Source organism: Peptostreptococcus sp. (assembly GCF_977045075.1).
The window spans coordinates 1-19,141 of record NZ_CDRRTB010000022.1; the positions used below are offsets into that span (position 1 = coordinate 1).

General features: G+C 38.8%; 11 protein-coding genes and 1 other annotated feature. Of the genes, 6 read left to right on the plus strand and 5 right to left on the minus strand.

Going from position 1 to position 19,141, the window contains the following annotated elements:
• Nucleotides 1-468, plus strand: a 468-nt coding sequence (locus ACW6OJ_RS03340; RefSeq protein ID WP_456095765.1) for a DbpA RNA binding domain-containing protein, incomplete at its 5' end; no start/stop codon positions are given.
• 174 nt (nucleotides 469-642) lie between these two features.
• Here ACW6OJ_RS03340 and ACW6OJ_RS03345 read toward each other — a convergent pair.
• On the minus strand, nucleotides 643-3,453 hold the full coding sequence (locus tag ACW6OJ_RS03345) for a transglycosylase domain-containing protein (protein ID WP_456095766.1): 2,811 nt from the start codon (nucleotides 3,451-3,453) through the stop codon (nucleotides 643-645).
• A 185-nt stretch (nucleotides 3,454-3,638) separates the two neighbouring features.
• On the opposite strand from ACW6OJ_RS03345, the gene ACW6OJ_RS03350 reads away from it, so the two are divergent.
• Complete coding sequence (locus ACW6OJ_RS03350) at nucleotides 3,639-5,189, plus strand: ABC-F family ATP-binding cassette domain-containing protein (protein ID WP_293425998.1); 1,551 nt, start codon at nucleotides 3,639-3,641, stop codon at nucleotides 5,187-5,189.
• 165 nt (nucleotides 5,190-5,354) lie between these two features.
• Here ACW6OJ_RS03350 and ACW6OJ_RS03355 read toward each other — a convergent pair whose 3' ends face one another.
• On the minus strand, nucleotides 5,355-6,905 hold the full coding sequence (locus ACW6OJ_RS03355) for a 4Fe-4S dicluster domain-containing protein (protein WP_293431268.1): 1,551 nt from the start codon (nucleotides 6,903-6,905) through the stop codon (nucleotides 5,355-5,357).
• 476 nt (nucleotides 6,906-7,381) lie between these two features.
• Nucleotides 7,382-7,602: a binding site (T-box leader), on the plus strand.
• 45 nt (nucleotides 7,603-7,647) lie between these two features.
• Between ACW6OJ_RS03355 and ACW6OJ_RS03360 the strand changes: the two genes are divergently transcribed.
• Nucleotides 7,648-10,299: a valine--tRNA ligase gene (locus ACW6OJ_RS03360; RefSeq protein WP_456095767.1), complete on the plus strand. Its 2,652-nt coding sequence runs from the start codon at nucleotides 7,648-7,650 to the stop codon at nucleotides 10,297-10,299.
• A gap of 257 nt (nucleotides 10,300-10,556) precedes the next feature.
• Here the strand turns inward: ACW6OJ_RS03360 and ACW6OJ_RS03365 are convergent, their stop codons facing one another.
• Both ACW6OJ_RS03365 and ACW6OJ_RS03370 read right to left on the minus strand, forming a co-directional pair.
• Nucleotides 10,557-11,234 (minus strand): phosphoribosylaminoimidazolesuccinocarboxamide synthase, encoded by a 678-nt coding sequence (locus tag ACW6OJ_RS03365; RefSeq protein WP_293426004.1) that lies wholly within the window; start codon nucleotides 11,232-11,234, stop codon nucleotides 10,557-10,559.
• A 294-nt stretch (nucleotides 11,235-11,528) separates the two neighbouring features.
• Nucleotides 11,529-12,959, minus strand: a complete 1,431-nt coding sequence (locus ACW6OJ_RS03370; protein ID WP_456095768.1) for an aminoacyl-histidine dipeptidase — start codon at nucleotides 12,957-12,959, stop codon at nucleotides 11,529-11,531.
• Between the two features lie 319 nt (nucleotides 12,960-13,278).
• On the opposite strand from ACW6OJ_RS03370, the gene ACW6OJ_RS03375 reads away from it, so the two are divergent.
• The 3 genes from ACW6OJ_RS03375 (at nucleotide 13,279) to ACW6OJ_RS03385 (ending at nucleotide 17,719) form a co-directional block, all read left to right on the plus strand.
• Complete coding sequence (locus ACW6OJ_RS03375; RefSeq protein ID WP_456095769.1) at nucleotides 13,279-14,691, plus strand: bifunctional folylpolyglutamate synthase/dihydrofolate synthase; 1,413 nt, start codon at nucleotides 13,279-13,281, stop codon at nucleotides 14,689-14,691.
• A 229-nt stretch (nucleotides 14,692-14,920) separates the two neighbouring features.
• Nucleotides 14,921-16,558 (plus strand): hydroxylamine reductase, encoded by a 1,638-nt coding sequence (gene hcp, locus ACW6OJ_RS03380; RefSeq protein ID WP_456095770.1) that lies wholly within the window; start codon nucleotides 14,921-14,923, stop codon nucleotides 16,556-16,558.
• Nucleotides 16,559-17,101: 543 nt separating this feature from the next.
• The gene (locus ACW6OJ_RS03385) at nucleotides 17,102-17,719 is read left to right on the plus strand and encodes a hypothetical protein (protein WP_456095771.1); all 618 of its coding nucleotides are present in this window, start codon (nucleotides 17,102-17,104) and stop codon (nucleotides 17,717-17,719) included.
• A 144-nt stretch (nucleotides 17,720-17,863) separates the two neighbouring features.
• Here the strand turns inward: ACW6OJ_RS03385 and ACW6OJ_RS03390 are convergent, their stop codons facing one another.
• Nucleotides 17,864-19,117 carry a serine hydrolase gene (locus tag ACW6OJ_RS03390; RefSeq protein WP_456095772.1) on the minus strand — a complete coding sequence of 418 codons (1,254 nt, stop codon included), beginning with the start codon at nucleotides 19,115-19,117 and terminating at the stop codon, nucleotides 17,864-17,866.
• Between the last annotated feature and the right edge of the window lie 24 nt (nucleotides 19,118-19,141).

Sequence of the window (19,141 nt, forward strand, 5' to 3'; positions counted from 1 at the left end):
CAGTTCTTTGAAGGGGTAAAGGAAACTCTACAGGAAGGTAATATAGCCAAGCATGTCCAGTGGATAGAAGACTTCTGTAATGAAGAGGACTATTCTATGATAGATATATGTGCTGCCATCCTAAAAAATAGCATGGGCGATGAAGAAATGCAGGAAATCGTAGAAGAGGCACCAAGGTCTAGGAATAAACATAGCCTTAACCCATCAGATGTAACTAGATTATTCCTTAATGTGGGTAAGAACCAGAGAATACTAGCCAAGGATATACTAGGAGCCATAGCTGGTGAAACAGGTGTAAGAAGTAAGTTCATAGGGAATATAGACGTATATGACAAGTATACATTTGTAGATGTAGACAAGAACAAGGCAAGAGAAATAATAGAAAAAATGAAAAACAGGAAGATAAAGGGCAATAAGCTAAATATTGAAAGGGCCAACAGGTCTAGCCGTTCAAGAAGAAAGAAGTAGGTCTAGCCCAAGTAAAATAAGTCTAAACAACAAGATACAAGTAAAAAGGAAGTTACATAATGTGGCTTCCTTTTTACTTGTATCTTGTTCCTTTTCTACAAAAAAATAGCATTGGGAGAGAATTTTTCCTCTCGCCAATGCTAAATATTATAATGCTTTAAATTTTAACCTACTCTACTGGGCTCCCTGACCAGAGGCCTGTTGCTGCCTATTATATGCACCTTGCTGCTGCTGTCTAGTATAGGCGCCCTGTTGTTGCCTATTATATGCACCCTGAGCTCCCTGCTGGACACCTGGGTTAGCAACCTGGCCATTCGCACCCTGTGTACCATGCTGACCAGTTTGAGTCTGAGTCTTCTTCTTAGTAGTCTGGGTAGCAATATAGCTGTACCTGTCAGGCGCTGTACCGTCTATAAAGGCCGCCAATACACCGTATGATGTACGACCACCATCTATAGGATTTATAGTAGTCATATACACATTGTCAGGCTTTGTAAATGTCTTGTACTCTAGGTTCTGGTGAATCCTATTCATAATCTTTGCCCACAGCCTAGATGGTGTCATTGCCGCACCACCCTCGATACGACGTCTCTGCATGATTGTTCCATCCTCATTCTTGACACCGGCGTCATCTCCTATGTAAGTTGAGCCTACATAGTATGGAGTATAGCCGACAAACCAAGTATCCAGATAGTTGTTGGTAGAACCAGTCTTACCTGCTACCGGTATGCCAGAGCTTAGGGCTGCATTGTTACCAATACCCTCCTTGACAACGGCCGTTAGCATGTCTGTAATAACATAGGCTACATCAGGATCTACAACCTTATGCGTCTTAGGCGTATTCTTGATAATTAGCTCACCATTGTAAGTAGTTATTGTAGTGAATATTTCTGGCTCTATGTAGACACCATTGTTGGCAAGTGTGCCAAAGGCTGCTGCCATCTGTAATGGAGATATACCTCTAGTCAAACCACCTAATACCAATGAGTTGAAGTGACGGTCACTACGCTGCATTCCGGCTTTTTTCTCTTCCTTGAAGTCAAGTATAGAGGTAATACCGAAGTTTCTCAAGTAGTCCATCATTACATCCATAGCATCATCATAGGTTGGTCCCAGTAATTCACCTGTCTTGTAGGCGATTGTATTTGAAGATAGGGCCAAGGCGTGTCTCAAGCTCATTGAACCATAACCATTGGTAGTAGTCTCTGGGTTGTCTGCCCTATTTTCTTTAAACCTATAGCCACCCCTTGTATCTGACATTAGAGTAGACTGGGTAACCTTCTGAGTGTCTATAGCCGGTGTATAAACTGATAGAGGCTTGATAGTAGAACCTGGCTGGTAAGGAGTGATTGCCCTGTTAAGAGTCTTCCTTGCCTTGATATTTCTACCACCTATTAGGCCCTTGATATTACCTGTCTTATAGTCTATAACTACACTTGCTGACTGAGGCTCGCTTAGTCCATTAGCTGCTACAGTATCGTTAGGGAAGTTTGAATTAATTGCATATTCAGCCTCGATCGCCTTTTGTATCTTAGGATCTATAGTCGAATTTACTATCAAACCGCCATTGTAGTACATATTTCTGGCTTCTTCTTCTGTCTTACCCTGTTCCATTAGGGCGTCGATCACATCATATTCTATTAAACTCTCTACAGAGTTTGCTATTTGTTCATTTGAATCAGGGAACTGGATGTTGATCTTTTCGTTAACTGCTGCAACGTATTGCTTTTCAGTTATTACTCCTAGCTCCTTCATCTTGCTAAGTACAGTTTCCTGTCTAGTCTTAGCATCTGGGTTATTTATTGCCTTTCTGACAAGCAGGTCACCACTCTTCAACTGTTTGTAGGTATCCTGGTTTACTAGGTCCCACTCATAAAGCTTTTCGTACATAGACTTTTCTGTTGAATTTGCCCCCTCTAGTCCTTCTGTTGGAAGGAAGAAGATAAGCTTGTGGTCTAGGTCAGACTTAGACTCATCACCAGTTATTCTTGCTGATGAATAAGGAGCATACTTAGATGGGTTCCTAGTTACACCGGCTAGCATGGCTGCCTCTCCCAAAGTAAGGTCCTTTGAGTGCTTGTTAAAATAGCCCAAGGCACCGGCTTCAGCACCAGACAAACTCTTACCAACGAAGTAGTTGTTTAGGTATGTTTCCAAAATCTTGTCCTTGCTGACTGACTTACTCATTTCAAGCGCATAGTAAATATCCTTGATCTTACGGCTCATTGTCTGGTCACTACTAGTTAATAGTATTTTTGATACCTGCATAGGTATTGTACTACCACCCTGTTTTTTACCGACAAGAGTCTTAATCACAGAACGTCCCAGACCCCAATAGTCTACACCATTATGAGAGTAGAAACGCTCATCCTCTATGGATATTATGGCCTTTCTAAGGTAAGGTGACATATCACTTAGAGGGATAGGTGTCTTCTTGTACTGGGAAGGGGCTGTAGACATAGTCTCACCATTTGCATACTTGATAGTAGTGGTCTGGTGGGTCAACTTGTCAAGCAGGGCCTCATTTACAGGCTTTACATCCTTTAGGGATGCGAATACAAAGCCAAGTACAAGGGCAGATGCGATTATGAAGAAGGCAATTACGCCACCTATAATCTTTTTCTTTCTCCTTGACCTCATCTTTCTCTTAAGTGTTTTTGAGTTCTTACTCTTAGATGTATTCTTTCTATTATTTTCACTTGCATTTGCAGAGTTTTTATTGCTATTTCTGTTTCTAGTACTAGACTTGGAACTCGGACTAACAGCCCTAGTTTTTGTCTGAGGATTACTAGAGGTAGAAGACCTTTTTGAATTTGTTGAACTAGTTCTTGTCTTTCTTCTATCAGAACTGCCATCTGTCTTTGAACGTTCTGACGGCAATATTAAATCAGAATTGCTCGAAGATGGTCTGCGAGTAGAAGACTTGCTAGACGGACTAGCCTTTTTTCTTCTTATCTTGTTATCTTCAGGATTTTCTTTTTTCATGTATTATTAACCCCCTTACTATCTAATAATTATACTTTAAATATGTGCATTTTACAACATTTTTGCTTGAATAAATCACGAATTAATAATATTATATAGTAGTGAATCATGATATAATAGCTAATAATAAAACCATATTAAAGTGATAAAATTTGCAATAAAATTAGAAAGATTAGGAGGAGTAGATGTTAGTTGTAGAAAATGTTAGTCACGGCTTTGGTGCCAGGACTATTTTAGAAGATGTATCCTTTAGGATCAGAAAGGGAGAGCATATAGCCCTAGTAGGTCCAAATGGAGAAGGAAAGTCTAGCTTTTTAAATATAATTACAATGAGGCAGATGCCAGATGCTGGAGACATAAAATGGTCAAACAGGGTTACAGTTGGCTATCTAGACCAGCATACTGTGTTAGAAAAGGGTAAGACTATCAGGGAAATCCTGAGAGATGCCTTTAAGCATATGTTTGACCTAGAAAAGGAAATGCTGGAGATATATGACAAGATGGGCGAGGCTAGTGATGAGGAAATGAGCAAGTACCTTGAGGATACAGCTGAAATCCAGACTATGCTAGAGCACAGTGGCTTTTATACTATAGATGCTAAGATACAGGAGGTTGCAAACGGCCTAGGCTTGGGTGAGTTAGGCCTAGACAAGGATGTTACAGACCTGTCTGGAGGACAGAGGACTAAGGTCCTTTTGACCAAGCTCTTGCTTGAAAATCCAACTATTCTAGTCTTGGACGAGCCTACTAACTTCCTAGATGAAGAACACATTATCTGGCTTACAAGGTACCTACAGGAGTATGAAAATGCCTTTGTATTGGTATCCCATGATATAGAATTTATCAACAATACATGTAATGTTATCTACCACCTAGAAAACGGAGAACTAAACAGGTACAAGGGTAATTACGATGAGTTTGAGAGACTAAATGAAATAAAGAAGCGTCAGGAAGAACAGGCCTATGAAAAGCAGGTCGAAGAGAGGAAGAAGCTAGAGGACTTTATAGCCAGGAACAAGGCCAGGGTTGCTACTAGGGGTATGGCAAATTCTAGGCAGAAGCAGCTAGATAAGATGGAAATCCTAGAGAGACCAAAGGAAAAGATTAAGCCTAGCTTTGCCTTTAGAAATGCTCGTACCTCAGGTAAGCTGGTATTTGAAACAAGTGACCTGGTATTGGGTTATGATGAACCGCTGACTAAACCCCTTAATTTCAGGCTTGAGAGGGGTAAGAAGATAGCCCTAAAGGGTATGAACGGTATTGGTAAGTCGACCCTACTAAAGACCCTCTTAGGAATAGTCAAGCCTTATGGAGGAGACCTGAGACTAGGTGACTACCTTGAGGTAGGATACTTCGAACAAGAATCTTCTCATGAAAATACAAATACAGCCATGGATGAAATATGGAATGAATATCCTGGTATGGATAATATAGATGTTAGGCGTGCCTTGGCTAAGTGTGGTCTTACAAATGACCATATAACAAGTCAGATGAGGGTCCTATCTGGAGGAGAGGCAGCCAAGGTTAGACTGTGCAAGATTATGCTCAAGGATATCAACTTCCTAGTCTTGGATGAGCCTACTAACCACTTAGATGTAGATGCTAAGGATGAGCTAAAGAAGGCTGTAAAGGAATTTAAGGGGACCGTGCTATTGGTAAGCCATGAGCCTGACTTCTATAATGACCTAGTAGATGAGGTCTGGAATATAGAAGACTTTACGACAAAATTAGTATAGGCAGACCTAGTCTATGCGAGAGAAGGATATAAAGTCTTACTCTTACATGGATGCAGGAAAAAATACAGCAAGTAATAAAGTTTTTATAAAAATAAGGCTGGTGTGATTATTCTACACACCAGCCTTTATTTTTATCCGCCTATCTTATTTAACTCTTTAATATAATTATTCAAGATCTAGTTCCCACTCGTCAAACCAAGATTCATCTAGCTTAGATAGCATTTCAGCATACTTACTTTCGTTAGCAACCTGCCTTTCTGCCTTTTTCTTGTAGTTATTTACTGTTGCAGTACTCTTGTTAACTGGCTGGATTGTACCTGTACCAGCAACACAACCACCAGGGCAGGCCATGCCTTCTAGTAGGTAGCCATTTCTCTTACCAGCCTTAGCTAGCATTAGCATGTTTCTACACTCCTTGAGACCATCTGCCTGATCGATTGGAACCTCTCTGTCTGGATCAATCTTCTTGATTACATCTACAACCGCATTAGCAACACCACCTGATACAGCAAAGCCTCTACCAGCTCCTGTACCAAAGTTAATGTTCTTAGCTGGCTCCATATCCTCAAGGACTATACCCTTAGCTTCGAACATACCCATTACCTCTTCGAAAGTAAGTACGTAATCGACATGACTCTTTACAGACTTTCTAGTTGCTTCTAGCTTCTTAGAAACACATGGTCCAATAAATACAACCTTAGAATCCTTGTATCTCTGCTTGATGAAACGAGCAGTGAATACCATTGGAGTCATGGCCATTGATATATTGTCTGCAAACTCTGGGAATAGCTTCTTGGCCATAACAGACCACGATGGACAACATGATGTAGCCATAAAGTCTAGCTTTTCAGGTACATTCTTCATGTAGTCTTCAGCTTCTTCTATAGTACAAAGGTCAGCACCTATAGCGACTTCAACAACATCGAAGAAGCCTAATTCTAGTAGGGCAGCCTTTAATTTTTCTGCTGTAACCTTAGGTCCAAACTGACCAGCAAAGGCAGGTGCTATTTCAGCTATGACTCTAGAACCTGACTTTATTTCGTTGATTAGCTGGAAGATCTGAGACTTGTCAGCTATGGCACCGAATGGACATGATGAAATACATACACCACAAGATACACACTTGTCGTAGTCTATAGAGGCACGACCATACTTGTCTGATGAAATAGCATCCATACCACAAGCCCTAGCACAAGGTCTTTCTAGCTTGGCTATTGCATCATATGGACAGACAGCCTTACATCTACCACACTTGATACATAGGTCCTGATCAATGAAGGACTTGCCGTTTACCATTGATACGGCCTTTTTTGGACATACTTCAACGCAAGGTCTTGCCAAGCAACCCCTGCAGATATCAGTAGTCTTATACACATTGTCCGGACACGAATTACATGCGAACTTGATTATGTTAACAAACGGTGGCTTGTAAATAGTGTTTGTAACTGACTTTTCATCTATACCAGCTGGTATTGGAGCGTGCTCAGAAATACGTCTAAGAGGAAGACCCATTGCTAAACGAACTCTTTCACCAACGATAGCCCTTTCCAAGAAAATACTCTCTCTATGCGAAGCGATTTCACCAGGTACTATCTTGTAGGGAATTTCTTCTAATGTGTTGTAATCTGGACTATCTTCATAGGCAAATCTCGCCACTTCTGTGAAGACGTCACGACGAACTTTTGCAATAGCAGTAAAGATACCTTTTAAGCTCATTGTATACCTCCATATAAATATAAACTAATAATAAATTCTCTAAAATTCTTGTATTCGTATAAAGTATAACACAGAAAGACCACTAAATAAACAAGAATATTAATATATTTAAACAAATTATAAAAAATAACTAACTTTTCAACATATTATATAAAAACAAAAGCATAAAAAAGTTAATTTTTAGAGAAAAAGACCCCTAAAATAAAGGTTTAGGTTTTTTAAAATTAGTAAATGGGGCAAAAAAATTGCGAAAAAAAATTGCAAAAAAGTATTTGTTATCGATTTAAATTTTTAAACTAAAATGAGAAAGAAGACCGAAAAAAGGGACTTTAAGAGGGATAAAAATAAGAATTATCTAAATATTCTTGGAAAAAATAAGGTACCACTTAAGACTTATTTTTATAAAAACCTTCTAAATTTTCTTGAAAAATGGTCTGGTTTGCTATATAATCTACTTATTATATAAAGAAGTAAAGATTTATGCCTTGAAGAAGAGGAGTAGGCAGGCCTATTTTACAGAGAGAAAATCATTGGTGGAAGATTTTTAAAGATGGTGTGTTGAAGGTAGCTTCTGAGCATATTGCGTGAAGCCTGATATAAAATTAGGTGTTAGTGCAGTACGGTTGACCCCGTTATAGGTTTTGAGTGCCGGCTATTGGTCGGAATTAAGGTGGTAACGCGAGCTTTCGTCCTTTTGTGGATGGGAGCTTTTTTTGTTAGAAAATAAGAAGGAGGTTAAAGAATGGATAAGAATTTAGCTAAAAATTACAATCCAAAGGATTTCGAAGACAGAATATATAAAGAGTGGCAGGACAAGGGACTTTTCAAGTCAAAGATTGACAAGACGAAAAAGCCCTTCTCTATAGTAATGCCACCACCAAACATAACTGGTCAGCTACACATGGGTCATGCCCTTGATGATACCCTACAGGATATCCTGACTAGGTGGAAGAGGATGGATGGTTACGAGGCCCTATGGATACCGGGAACTGACCACGCATCTATAGCTACTGAGGTAAAGGTAGTGGATAAGATAAATAAGGAAACTGGCAAGTCTAAGTATGAGATAGGAAGGGAAGAATTCCTTAAGTATGCCTGGGCTTGGAAGGAAGAATTTGGTGGAAAGATAGTAAACCAGGTAAAGAAGCTAGGGGCATCATGTGATTGGGACCTAGAGAGATTTACCATGGATGAAGGCTGTAACAAGGCGGTTACAAAGTTCTTCGTAAAGCTATACGAAGAAGGTCATATATACAGGGGCAACAGGATTATTAACTGGTGTCCAGACTGTAAGACTACCCTATCTGATGCAGAGGTAGAGCATGAGGACCAAGAAGGTAACTTCTGGCATATCAAGTACCCTATCAAGGATAGTGAGGAGTATTTGGAAATAGCAACGACAAGACCTGAGACCCTACTAGGAGACTCTGGTATTGCAGTACATCCTGAGGATGAAAGATATATCCACCTAGTTGGTAAGACAGCTGTCCTACCATTGGTTGGAAGAGAACTGCCTATAGTTGCAGATGAGTATGTAGACAAGGAGTTTGGAACAGGTGCCGTTAAGATGACACCAGCCCATGACCCTAACGACTTTGAGGTTGGTAAGAGACACCAGCTTGAAGAAATAAATGTAATGAATGATGATGCTACAATGAATGAACTAGCAGGCAAGTATGCAGGTATGGATAGGTACGAATGCAGGAAGGCCTTAGTTGCCGACTTAGATGAAGCTGGCTACCTAATCAAGGTAAAGAAGCATGACCATGCTGTAGGTACTTGCTATAGATGTCATACAACTGTAGAGCCAAGATTGTCATTACAGTGGTTTGTTAAGATGGATGAATTGGCCAAGCCAGCCATAGATATATTAAAGAAGGGCGAATTAAAGTTTGTTCCTGACAAGTTTGACAAGACTTACCTACAGTGGCTAGAAAATATTAGAGACTGGTGTGTGTCTAGGCAGCTATGGTGGGGTCACCAGATACCAGCCTACTATTGCCAGGATTGTGGTGAAATAATAGTTGCTGAAGAAGCTCCGCATGAATGTACAAAGTGTAAGTCAAGCAATATCAAGCAGGATGAAGATGTACTAGACACTTGGTTCTCATCAGGTCTATGGCCTTTTGAAACTATGGGATGGCCAGAAAAAACTGATATGCTGGACTACTACTATCCGACTAGCGTATTAGTTACAGGCTACGATATAATCTTCTTCTGGGTAGTTAGGATGGCATTCTCAGCCATGTTCTGTATGAATGAAAAGCCGTTCGAACATGTATTGATACACGGATTGGTTAGGGATTCAGAGGGCAGAAAGATGTCAAAGTCTCTAGGTAATGGTATAGACCCGTTAGAGATAATAGACCAGTATGGTGCAGACGCCTTGAGATTTACCCTTGCAACAGGTAACTCACCAGGTAACGATATGAGATTCTATATGGAAAGGGTTGAATTTGCTCGTAACTTCAACAACAAGCTATGGAATGCGTCAAGATTTGTATTTATGAACCTAGAGGATGAAAGCCTATTGGAAGGCTTGACTCGTGAGTCAGTGGAAGCTAATTTGACGCTAGCTGACAAGTGGATCATTTCCAGGGCCAACAGGGTAGTAAAGGAAGTGAACTACAATATGGACCAGTTTGACCTAGGTATAGGCCTACAGAAGGCGTATGACTTTACATGGTCAGAATACTGCGACTGGTATATAGAAATAGTTAAGCCAAGATTATATGGCCATGATAGAGAGGCCAAGAGGGCAGCCCTATACACATTGACATATGTACTAGAAAAGATATTGAAGCTATTACATCCATTTATACCATTTATAACAGAGGAAATATACTCATACCTACCAACAGTAGAAGGATATATTATCACTGCTGAGTATCCTCATTACGAGGAAGCGGATGATATGCTAGCTGAAGAAGAAAAAATGAATCTGATCATGGATGGTATCAGGAATGTTAGAAATGTAAGGGCAGAGATGAATGTACCACCTTCAAAGAAGGCCAAGATAATTATTGTACCTACAGATGACAAGAGACTGGCCATGGAAGATGGCAAGGAATACTTCAAGTCTTTGGCATCAGCATCAGAGGTAGAAATCAAGGACAGCAAGGATGGTATACCAGAGGATGCAGTATCTGTAGTAATAGATGGTGTAGAGCTATTTATACCACTAGATGAATTGGTAGACTTTGAAAAGGAAAAAGAGAGACTGAATAAGGAAAGAGACAAGGCCCTAGCTGAAATAAAGAGGGTAGAAGGCAAGCTGAATAACCCTGGCTTTGTAAATAAGGCACCAGCAAAATTGGTTGAAGAAGAAAAGGCTAAGAAGGAAAAGTTTGAAGAAATACTTCATACTATAGAAGAAAGATTGGCTAAGTTCTAATTGACGACAAGCTAGTTCCTAAGCGGATAAATTATAAAAGAAGGTAAGACATAAAACACCTACAAGGCTATACAGATTGGTATTGGCTGAGTAGGTGTTTTTATTCTTCCTAAGATTAATATTGATAGTATCAAAAAGGCCTTATTAAACATAAAAAATGCACTTATAAGTAGGCATAAGTGCATCTTTGTACCGGGGACTTAAGAGAGGAGACCCCCAGCATTTTTTATGTGAAATTATATTAAATTGAGATCAAATTAACCCAACATGATCTTTTCAAGCTTTAGTGGTTCGATATACTCATCACCCTTGTAAGCTCTCATGTTTCCACCTGATATTTCATCTATTAAGGCAACCTTACCGTCAATCATACCGAATTCGAACTTGATATCGTATAATTCAAGGTCCTTCTTAGCTAGCTCAGCCTTTACAACCTCACCTATTTCTAGGGCAAGCTTTGCTAGTTCTTCATATTCAGCCTCTGACATAATCTTTAGAAGGGCAAGAGCGTCCTTAGTGATTAGTGGATCGTTTCTATCGTCATCCTTTAGAGTTACTTCAACGTATGGAGGGATTACAGTACCAGATGCTATATAGTCACCATATCTTCTGATGAATGATCCTACTGCTCTGTAACGAACAATTACTTCTACACCCTTACCAAATACCTTAGCCTTCTTTACTACAGCTTCATTCTTGTCAACATCTGCAGATACGAAGTGAGTGTTAAGTCCCATAGCATTTAGCTTTTCATAGAAGAACTTAGTCATAGCAACAGCTGAACGACCAGCACCCTCTATCTGTAGGCCTACCTGGTTTTCACCTGGATCAAAAACGCCGTCTTTTCCAGTTACATCGTCCTTAAACTTCAACAGAACGTTCTTGTCGTCAATTTCAAATACATCCTTTGTTTTACCAGTATAAATCTTATTCATTTTAAACCTCCTATGAATAGTACCATAAAAATAATATAGTAAATGCACAATATACGCACATTTTTACAAGTTTTATAAAAATAGTTCGCTTTTCTATGGACTTATTATCTCACAACGAGACCCAATAGTCAATTTTTTTTTAGAAATTTTTTCAAAAAAACTGAACTTTTTTTTAATATGTATACAAAAAGTTTGGAAAATAAAAAAGACTGAGATAGGGAGAAGGCTCTTATATACGGCTTAAGAGCCTCTTTCTCTCGTCTCAGTCTTAATATATTATTCTCTTTTAAAAGACTACTTTAAAGTAGCAAGTAGCTTCTTAGTGTATTCCCAAACTCTTTCAACAGAAGATATATACATATGCTCCTTAGGAGTATGGGCATCAAAGATACTTGGTCCGTAACTAATCATGTCAGTGTTTGGAAGTATACCCTTTAATAGTCCACATTCTAGACCTGCATGGATAGATGTGATGTTAGGTTCCTTTCCATACATTTCTACATAAATCTTTTCAGCTATATCCCTAAGTGGTGAAACGGCTTCATACTGCCATGCTGGGTATGAAGAGTATTCTCTTGCAACTGCACCCATTCTGTTAGCTATAATAGTAACTCTGTTTAGGATTTCTCTTAGAGAGCTAGATGATGCAGAACGAACAGATGTAGTAAGAACTAGCTTACCATCATTTTCAAGGATTACTGAATTATTTAGGGAAGTCTGGACTAGACCTTCAATATCCTTGCTCATGTACTGAACTCCATCAGGTAGGGCCATGATCATATCTATTACTGAATCACTAAGGTCCTTAGTGTATACCTGGTCAGCAGTAACTTCTGTAAAGCTAATTGTTAGACCTGGATCCTCAACCCTGTATTCTTCCTTTAGGTCAGCTACTAGGGCATCTAGACCTTCCTTTAATGAATCAAACTTGTCTGTAGCAAATACTACCTCAGCATTTCCTGGAACAGCATTATGCTTGATACCACCAACAAATGATGCAAGTCTTACATCTGCTTTTACAAGGTAAAGAAGTCTAGCAGCAAGCTTGATAGCATTGGCTCTCTGCTTGTCTATTTCAACACCAGAGTGGCCACCCTTTAGGCCAGATATAGATAGCTTGTAGGCCTTGCTTGAATTTGCTTCTCTCTCTATATCAAAGCTAAGGTCGATGTTTGATCCACCTGAACAGCTAACTAGGAAGTCACCTTCAACCTCTGTATCCAGGTTAAGTAGACGAGTACCTGATAGGTGGTCAGCTTTTAGCTCCATAGCACCATCCATACCAGTTTCTTCGTTTGTAGTTACCAATAGCTCTAGTGGAGGATGAGGGATATCATCTGCATTCAAGATAGCTAGTCCATAGGCAACAGCTATACCATCGTCTCCACCAAGTGTAGTATTGTTGGCTCTAAGCACATCACCTTCAACTATCATTTCTATAGGGTCTGTATCAAAGTTGTGGTTAGAATCATCAGTCTTTACACATACCATGTCCATATGTCCCTGGATAATTAGGGGCTCAGAGTTCTCGTAGCCTGGAGTACCTGGCTTCTTTATAATTACATTAAGGATTTCATCCTGATAAACCTCAAGATTTCTATCCTTTGCAAACTGTACTAGAAAATCACTTACTTCTTTTTCATTACCAGAACTTCTAGGGTGCTGGTTGATTTCGTAAAACCATCTAAATACTTCTTTTGGTTCTATGTTGCTTAAGTTATTCATACATTTAACCTCCTAAATTGTATACAATTTTAAAAAATTTCCTATAATTATAATAACGCATTTGCTAGGATTTATCAAGAAAATGTAAATTGATTAAGGCTAAAAATGGCTTTCAAGACGATAGATAATGAGGCTAGTATGGGGCTTGTGGAGGACTTGAGGATAGGGTGTTTTACATAAATAAAATTATGAGGTAAAATTATAAGATATATAGAAAAAAACCGGGAAATATAGTATTGTGTATATAGGATTAATGAAAGTACATATAATTAAGTTTGAAAGGAGAGCTTGACCTAGATTTTAGGTCAACAATTTATAGATGAACTACAGTGAAGCATTAGAATTTATTCATGGGGTGGAAAAGTTTGGTATGATCCTAGGCTTGGACTCTATCAGAAGCCTCCTAGATAAGTTGGATAGACCACAGGACAGGTTAAAATTTATCCATATATCAGGGACCAACGGCAAGGGGTCGACTGCTACCTTTATATCAAATATATTGATTGAGGCAGGCTATAATGTGGGCCTATACACGTCACCATTTTTAGAAGTCTTTAATGAAAGGATTAGGCTAAATGGGATAAATATAGATAATCAAGATTTGGCAGATAGTGTTGAATTGGTACAGGAGGCCTGCCAAAGGATGGTAGCGGATGGTCTGGCCCATCCAACTGAATTTGAATTAGTGACTGCTACTGCCTTTGTCTACTATGCAAACAAGGAGGTAGACTATGTAGTTTTAGAAGTTGGTCTAGGGGGTAGGTATGATGCGACAAATGTCATCGACCAGTCTCTTGTAAGTGCAATAGCCTCAATAAGCCTTGACCATACTATGGTCCTAGGGGATACAGTAGACAAGGTGGCCTATGAAAAGGCTGGTATAATCAAGAAAAATGGCCAGGTAATTATGTATGAACAGGGTCCTGAGGCAACTAGAGTCGTAGAGGGGGTTTGCCAGGAAGAGGGAGCAGGTCTCATTATATCTAAGAACTCAAGTATAGACATTAAAAAGTCTAACCTAAATAACCAGGTATTTGACGCAGTTGACTATCTAGGAAATAAGTATGAAGATCTTAAAATAAGAATGATAGGTAGACACCAGACAAAAAATGCCCTTTTGGCCTTGAATATAGCAGTATATCTTAAGGAAGCTATGTTGGCAGACAGGATCAGCGAGGAAGCTATTTATTCGGGTCTCTTAAAGTCTAAGTGGCCGGGTAGGATGGAAATTCTTAAGGATAGCCCCCTATTTATGATAGATGGGGCCCACAATCTGGACGGGGCCCAGTCCCTAGTAGGGGAAATAGACAGGCTCCTAGGAGAGGAATGGGACAAGACCCTGATTTTGGGATTACTTGCTGACAAGGATGTAGATGGTATAGTTAAACTCTTGGTACCTAGGTTTGATAGGGTAATAGTTACCCTGCCTAATAACCCAAGGGCAATGGCTGTAGAAGAACTAGCCTATAGGGTAGGGATGTACTGTCAGGATATCATATGTATAGAAGATATAGACCAGGCTGTAGACTATTCCTTTGACCTGGTAGATAGGTTGACTAGGGATGAAAAGGCCAGAATACATGAAGCGGAAAAAAGGTCTAAGAAATCCAAGTCAAGGCAAAAGAAAGTCACTAATGAAAAGCCTAAGAAAAAGGCCATTATTGGGGCTGGATCCCTATTTTTGGTTGGGGATATAAGGAGTCATGTTAATAGGTCTACTTCAGGTCAGTAGTAGGATTAAACAAGTAAGATATAAGATATTATAAAAAAAATACAAATAATTTTTCATCTGTTGCATCTGCAACAGATTTTTTTTTGACCTGATACTATAATGAGTACATAAGTTAAATAAAAGTGAAACACAAAACACAAATAATAAGACCCCAATATCCTAGAGGGGCAAAATCAAAAAAGGGTATGTTAAAAATCAAAAATATTGTTAGAAGTAAAGGAGAACTAAGATGAAAGAAATAAACATGTTTTGTTATCAATGTCAGGAAACAGCAGGATGTACAGGATGTACAGTAAAGGGTGTATGTGGAAAGACACCAGAAGTTGCTAGAATTCAGGACCTACTAGTATATGTAACTAAGGGTATATCAGAAGTAACTACAAAGCTAAGAGCAGAGGGTAAGACTATCAGCAAGGAAGACAACCACTTGATCACTCTTAACCTATTCACAACTATCACAAATGCCAACTTTGACTTCGATGTATTCGTACAGAGAATCTACAATACACTAGATGCAAAGAAGAGATTAATAGCTCAGCTAGATGATGCATCAAGTCTAAGTCCAGTAGCTCTTTGGGATGAAAGAGATGTAAATGTAATGGATGAAAAGGCAAAGACAGTAGGTGTTTTAGCCACTGAAAATGAAGATATTAGATCTTTAAGAGAGCTTACAATTTATGGTCTAAAGGGACTATCAGCATATTCTAAGCATGCCAACATGCTAGACTATGATAGTGAAGAAGTTGATGCCTTCCTACAGGAAGCATTATACAAGACTACTCAGGCCCTAAGTGTAGATGAACTAATCGCACTAGTATTGGCAACAGGTGAAGCTGGTGTTAAGGGTATGGCCCTTCTAGATGCAGCTAACACTGGTACATTTGGTAACCCAGAAATCACAGAGGTTAACCTAGGAGTTAGAAATAACCCAGCTATCTTAATCTCAGGTCACGACCTATCAGACCTAAAGGAATTACTAGAGCAGACAAAGGGTACTGGCGTAGACGTTTATACACACTCAGAAATGCTACCAGCTAACTACTATCCAGAACTAAAGAAGTATGACAACCTAGTAGGTAACTACGGTAATGCATGGTGGAAGCAGAAGGAAGAGTTCGAAAGCTTTAACGGACCTATCCTAATGACAACTAACTGTATAGTACCACCAAAGGATTCATACAAGGATAGAGTATATACAACAGGTTCAGCAGGGTTCCCAGGATGTAAGCACATTCCAGGTGAAGCAGGTTCAACTAAGGACTTCTCAGAAATTATAGAGCACGCTAAGAAGTGTGCTAGCCCAACTCAGATAGAAGAGGGTACAATAGTTGGTGGATTCGCCCACAACCAGGTACTAGCACTAGCTGACCAGATCGTTGAAGCAGTAAAGACTGGAGCAATCAAGAAGTTCGTAGTAATGGCAGGATGTGACGGAAGACAGAAGGGTAGAAACTACTACACAGACTTCGCTAAGGCTCTTCCAAAGGAAGCAGTAATCCTAACAGCTGGATGTGCTAAGTACAAGTACAACAAGCTAAATCTAGGTGATATAAATGGTATACCAAGAGTACTAGATGCTGGTCAGTGTAACGACTCTTACTCACTAGCAGTAATAGCTATGAAGCTACAGGAAGTATTTGGTCTAGAAGACATCAACGACCTTCCACTAGTATTCAACATAGCTTGGTATGAGCAGAAGGCAGTAATAGTTCTATTAGCCCTATTATACCTAGGAGTAAAGAATATCCACCTAGGACCAACTCTACCAGCCTTCCTATCACCAAATGTAGCTAAGGTATTGGTTGAAAACTTTGGTATCGCTGGTATAGGTACAGTAGAAGATGATATAGAATTATTCTTCAGCTAAGAAAAAGTAATATGAGGATATACTATAGATAGTAAAAATAAATAGTAAAAATTATTGGTCAGTCAGGCTATAGCCTGGCTGGCCTTTTTATATAGGGTAAAAGCAGAGAAGCAGATATTAGTTTAAAGGACAGGCAAGTCGATTGAGTTGTGGATTTTATTGATATAATCTATCAATTGTGTTAAAATTATAGCTAATTTCTATAGTAAAGTAAATAAGTTTGCTACTTATTTAACAGATTTTATCTAATAGAATTATTAAAAATATTAAAAGTAGATTATAAAATAAATATAAATAATAATAAACTTAAATAAATAAGTATATTTTGTCTAAAATAAGGGTTTTATACAAGAAACTTAATAGGTGAAATAATATTATATTTAAGAATTTTGTAAAATTTCCTATAAATTTTCAAAAAAGTATATGAAAAATTTATCAAATACGTTATAATATAGTCAAGTTATTTAAGTAGCTTTTATTTTTGTAGGTTAAAAAAGTGAAATATAAAGTGACAAGAAAAATATAGGGAATTTGGTGAGGATTATGACAGATAGTAGAGAATTTTTCAAAAGAGTATACACGAAAATGTTACAGCAGGAGAAGTTCGTCCAGGAGATAATAAGACTTTCAGAGGATGAGGGTTTAGACCTAGACTTGGCTAGACAGCTTGACGAAAGATATGGTTGTCTAGAAATAGGTGACATAGACGATATGGCTAACAAATATGCTGGTGATGACAAGTGGATTGACAACAACCTTAGTATAATAGAAAACAGGTTTGCCTATGCTATAAAGGCAGTTATTGACTATGATGAGGGCCAGATAATAAACTTAAAGGAAAGATTTTATGGTCTAGGCCAGGAATACATACCTGATTACGAAGGGCTACCAATCAGACATATATATGACCTAATTAGGGATCTTTTATTAGATGGGGGAAGGTCTGAAGAGCTAAATGAGGTTATTAGTGAGGACTTTGATGAAATCATATGGAAGAGGACTAGGCCATCAACTTGTAAGTATTGGGCCTATTTAGATGTAGATTTCAACAAGTACTACATACCACTAAGACAAGAGTTTATAGATGGTTTAACTGAAAAGACTGACGTAGAGTTCAAGAGGTTAGATGATTCAGTATGTGTATTGGCTAGAAGGATGTAGTAGCCAAAAATAAAAATGCAGACAATGGTAATAAGATAAGTATAATAAAAAACGGAGATGGCACTTCAAATTGAGTAGCCTACCTCCGTTTTTTATTTGTGTAATATCAAATTAATTATTTGAAAAAATAAGGTCTAAATTATCCTAAATAAAATATCTTGGACCATTACTAAAGTCTAAAACTTGATCAAAGATAGTGCCAATTATAGCACATAGGCTGACAAGGAACTTTTCAAAGAAGTTCATCTTGCTTAGGGGCTTACTCGTACTGATATCAAAGGATGCAACCTGGTTGCCCTTGTCATCTGTGTATATAAGATTGGCTAGTGGCTGGTCCCCATCAGCAAGTATATCAACTGAATTGTACTTTATAGTCTTTTTCAGTTTCTCAGAATCCTTCTGTATCAGGTAAAGGTCCTTGTTTGAAACTAGGTTCACCTTCGCAAAAGGAATACCGTTTAAGGCAGGCCTATCTATTACTTGATTCTTCTTGTATAGGTACTTAGTCTTATAGTGACTACTGATATATACAAGCGTATTGTAGGACGCTAGCTTACGATTTTCCTTACTTGAAGCTCCTAGGCTGACTCCAACTAGTCTATTAGAGCTGTCATTACCATTGCCCTTGTCTATCTTCATAGAGTAGGCCAGACAGTAGCCAGCTGCACCTGTAAAGCCTGTCTTTAGTCCGTCTACATTGGCAATTAGGGGTAAAAGGGGGTTTGTATTCTCCTCGTTTATAGCCTTGCCTGGATTAACATAGGAAGACATATTTGTTATAGCAGTCAGCTGGTTGCCATATGTGGAATAAAGGTACTTGGATAGGACTAGGACATCCCTGGCTGTTGTCTTATTCTCAACACCCACGACATTACCGCCTACATTAACACTGGTAGGTAAACCATTAGGGTTGTAGAAGACAGTATTTTTCATGCCTATTTCCTTGGCCTTGTTATTCATATTTTCCACAAACTGATCATATGTGGTTCCTACATGGTGGCTGATAGCTAGGGCTGCATCATTGGCTGATACTATCATCATGCCCTTCATCAATTCCTCAAGGCTGATTTGCTCACCTGCATTTAGTTTTATATTTGTGCCGACCCTATTGACATCTGATGGTAGGATAGTAACTATATCCTTGTAGTCCACCTTCTTTTGGGCTATGGCATCAAATGTTAGCAGTAGGGTCATCATCTTTGTTAGGCTGGCCATAGGTACTACCTGGCTAGCATTTTTTTCATATACGATCCTGTTTGTATCCATGTCACTGACTATGGCAGAACGTGAATAGGGATCGCTAAACCTTGTCTCAGCGCCAGCCCTTGCTTGCATCAAAAGAGGCAGGCAAAGCCCTATTGCTAAGATTTTACATGCTTTTTTCCTATAACTTATCATTTAAAAAATAACTCCTATATCTAT

Excerpts from the sequence above, each read along its gene's own strand:
- ACW6OJ_RS03345 (WP_456095766.1), bottom strand. The coding sequence starts at position 3,453 with ATGAAAAAAGAAAATCCTGAAGATAACAAGATAAGAAGAAAAAAGGCT.
- ACW6OJ_RS03350 (WP_293425998.1), top strand. The coding sequence starts at position 3,639 with ATGTTAGTTGTAGAAAATGTTAGTCACGGCTTTGGTGCCAGGACTATT.
- ACW6OJ_RS03355 (WP_293431268.1), bottom strand. The coding sequence starts at position 6,905 with ATGAGCTTAAAAGGTATCTTTACTGCTATTGCAAAAGTTCGTCGTGAC.
- ACW6OJ_RS03360 (WP_456095767.1), top strand. The coding sequence starts at position 7,648 with ATGGATAAGAATTTAGCTAAAAATTACAATCCAAAGGATTTCGAAGAC.
- ACW6OJ_RS03365 (WP_293426004.1), bottom strand. The coding sequence starts at position 11,234 with ATGAATAAGATTTATACTGGTAAAACAAAGGATGTATTTGAAATTGAC.
- ACW6OJ_RS03370 (WP_456095768.1), bottom strand. The coding sequence starts at position 12,959 with ATGAATAACTTAAGCAACATAGAACCAAAAGAAGTATTTAGATGGTTT.
- ACW6OJ_RS03375 (WP_456095769.1), top strand. The coding sequence starts at position 13,279 with ATGAACTACAGTGAAGCATTAGAATTTATTCATGGGGTGGAAAAGTTT.
- hcp (WP_456095770.1), top strand. The coding sequence starts at position 14,921 with ATGAAAGAAATAAACATGTTTTGTTATCAATGTCAGGAAACAGCAGGA.
- ACW6OJ_RS03385 (WP_456095771.1), top strand. The coding sequence starts at position 17,102 with ATGACAGATAGTAGAGAATTTTTCAAAAGAGTATACACGAAAATGTTA.
- ACW6OJ_RS03390 (WP_456095772.1), bottom strand. The coding sequence starts at position 19,117 with ATGATAAGTTATAGGAAAAAAGCATGTAAAATCTTAGCAATAGGGCTT.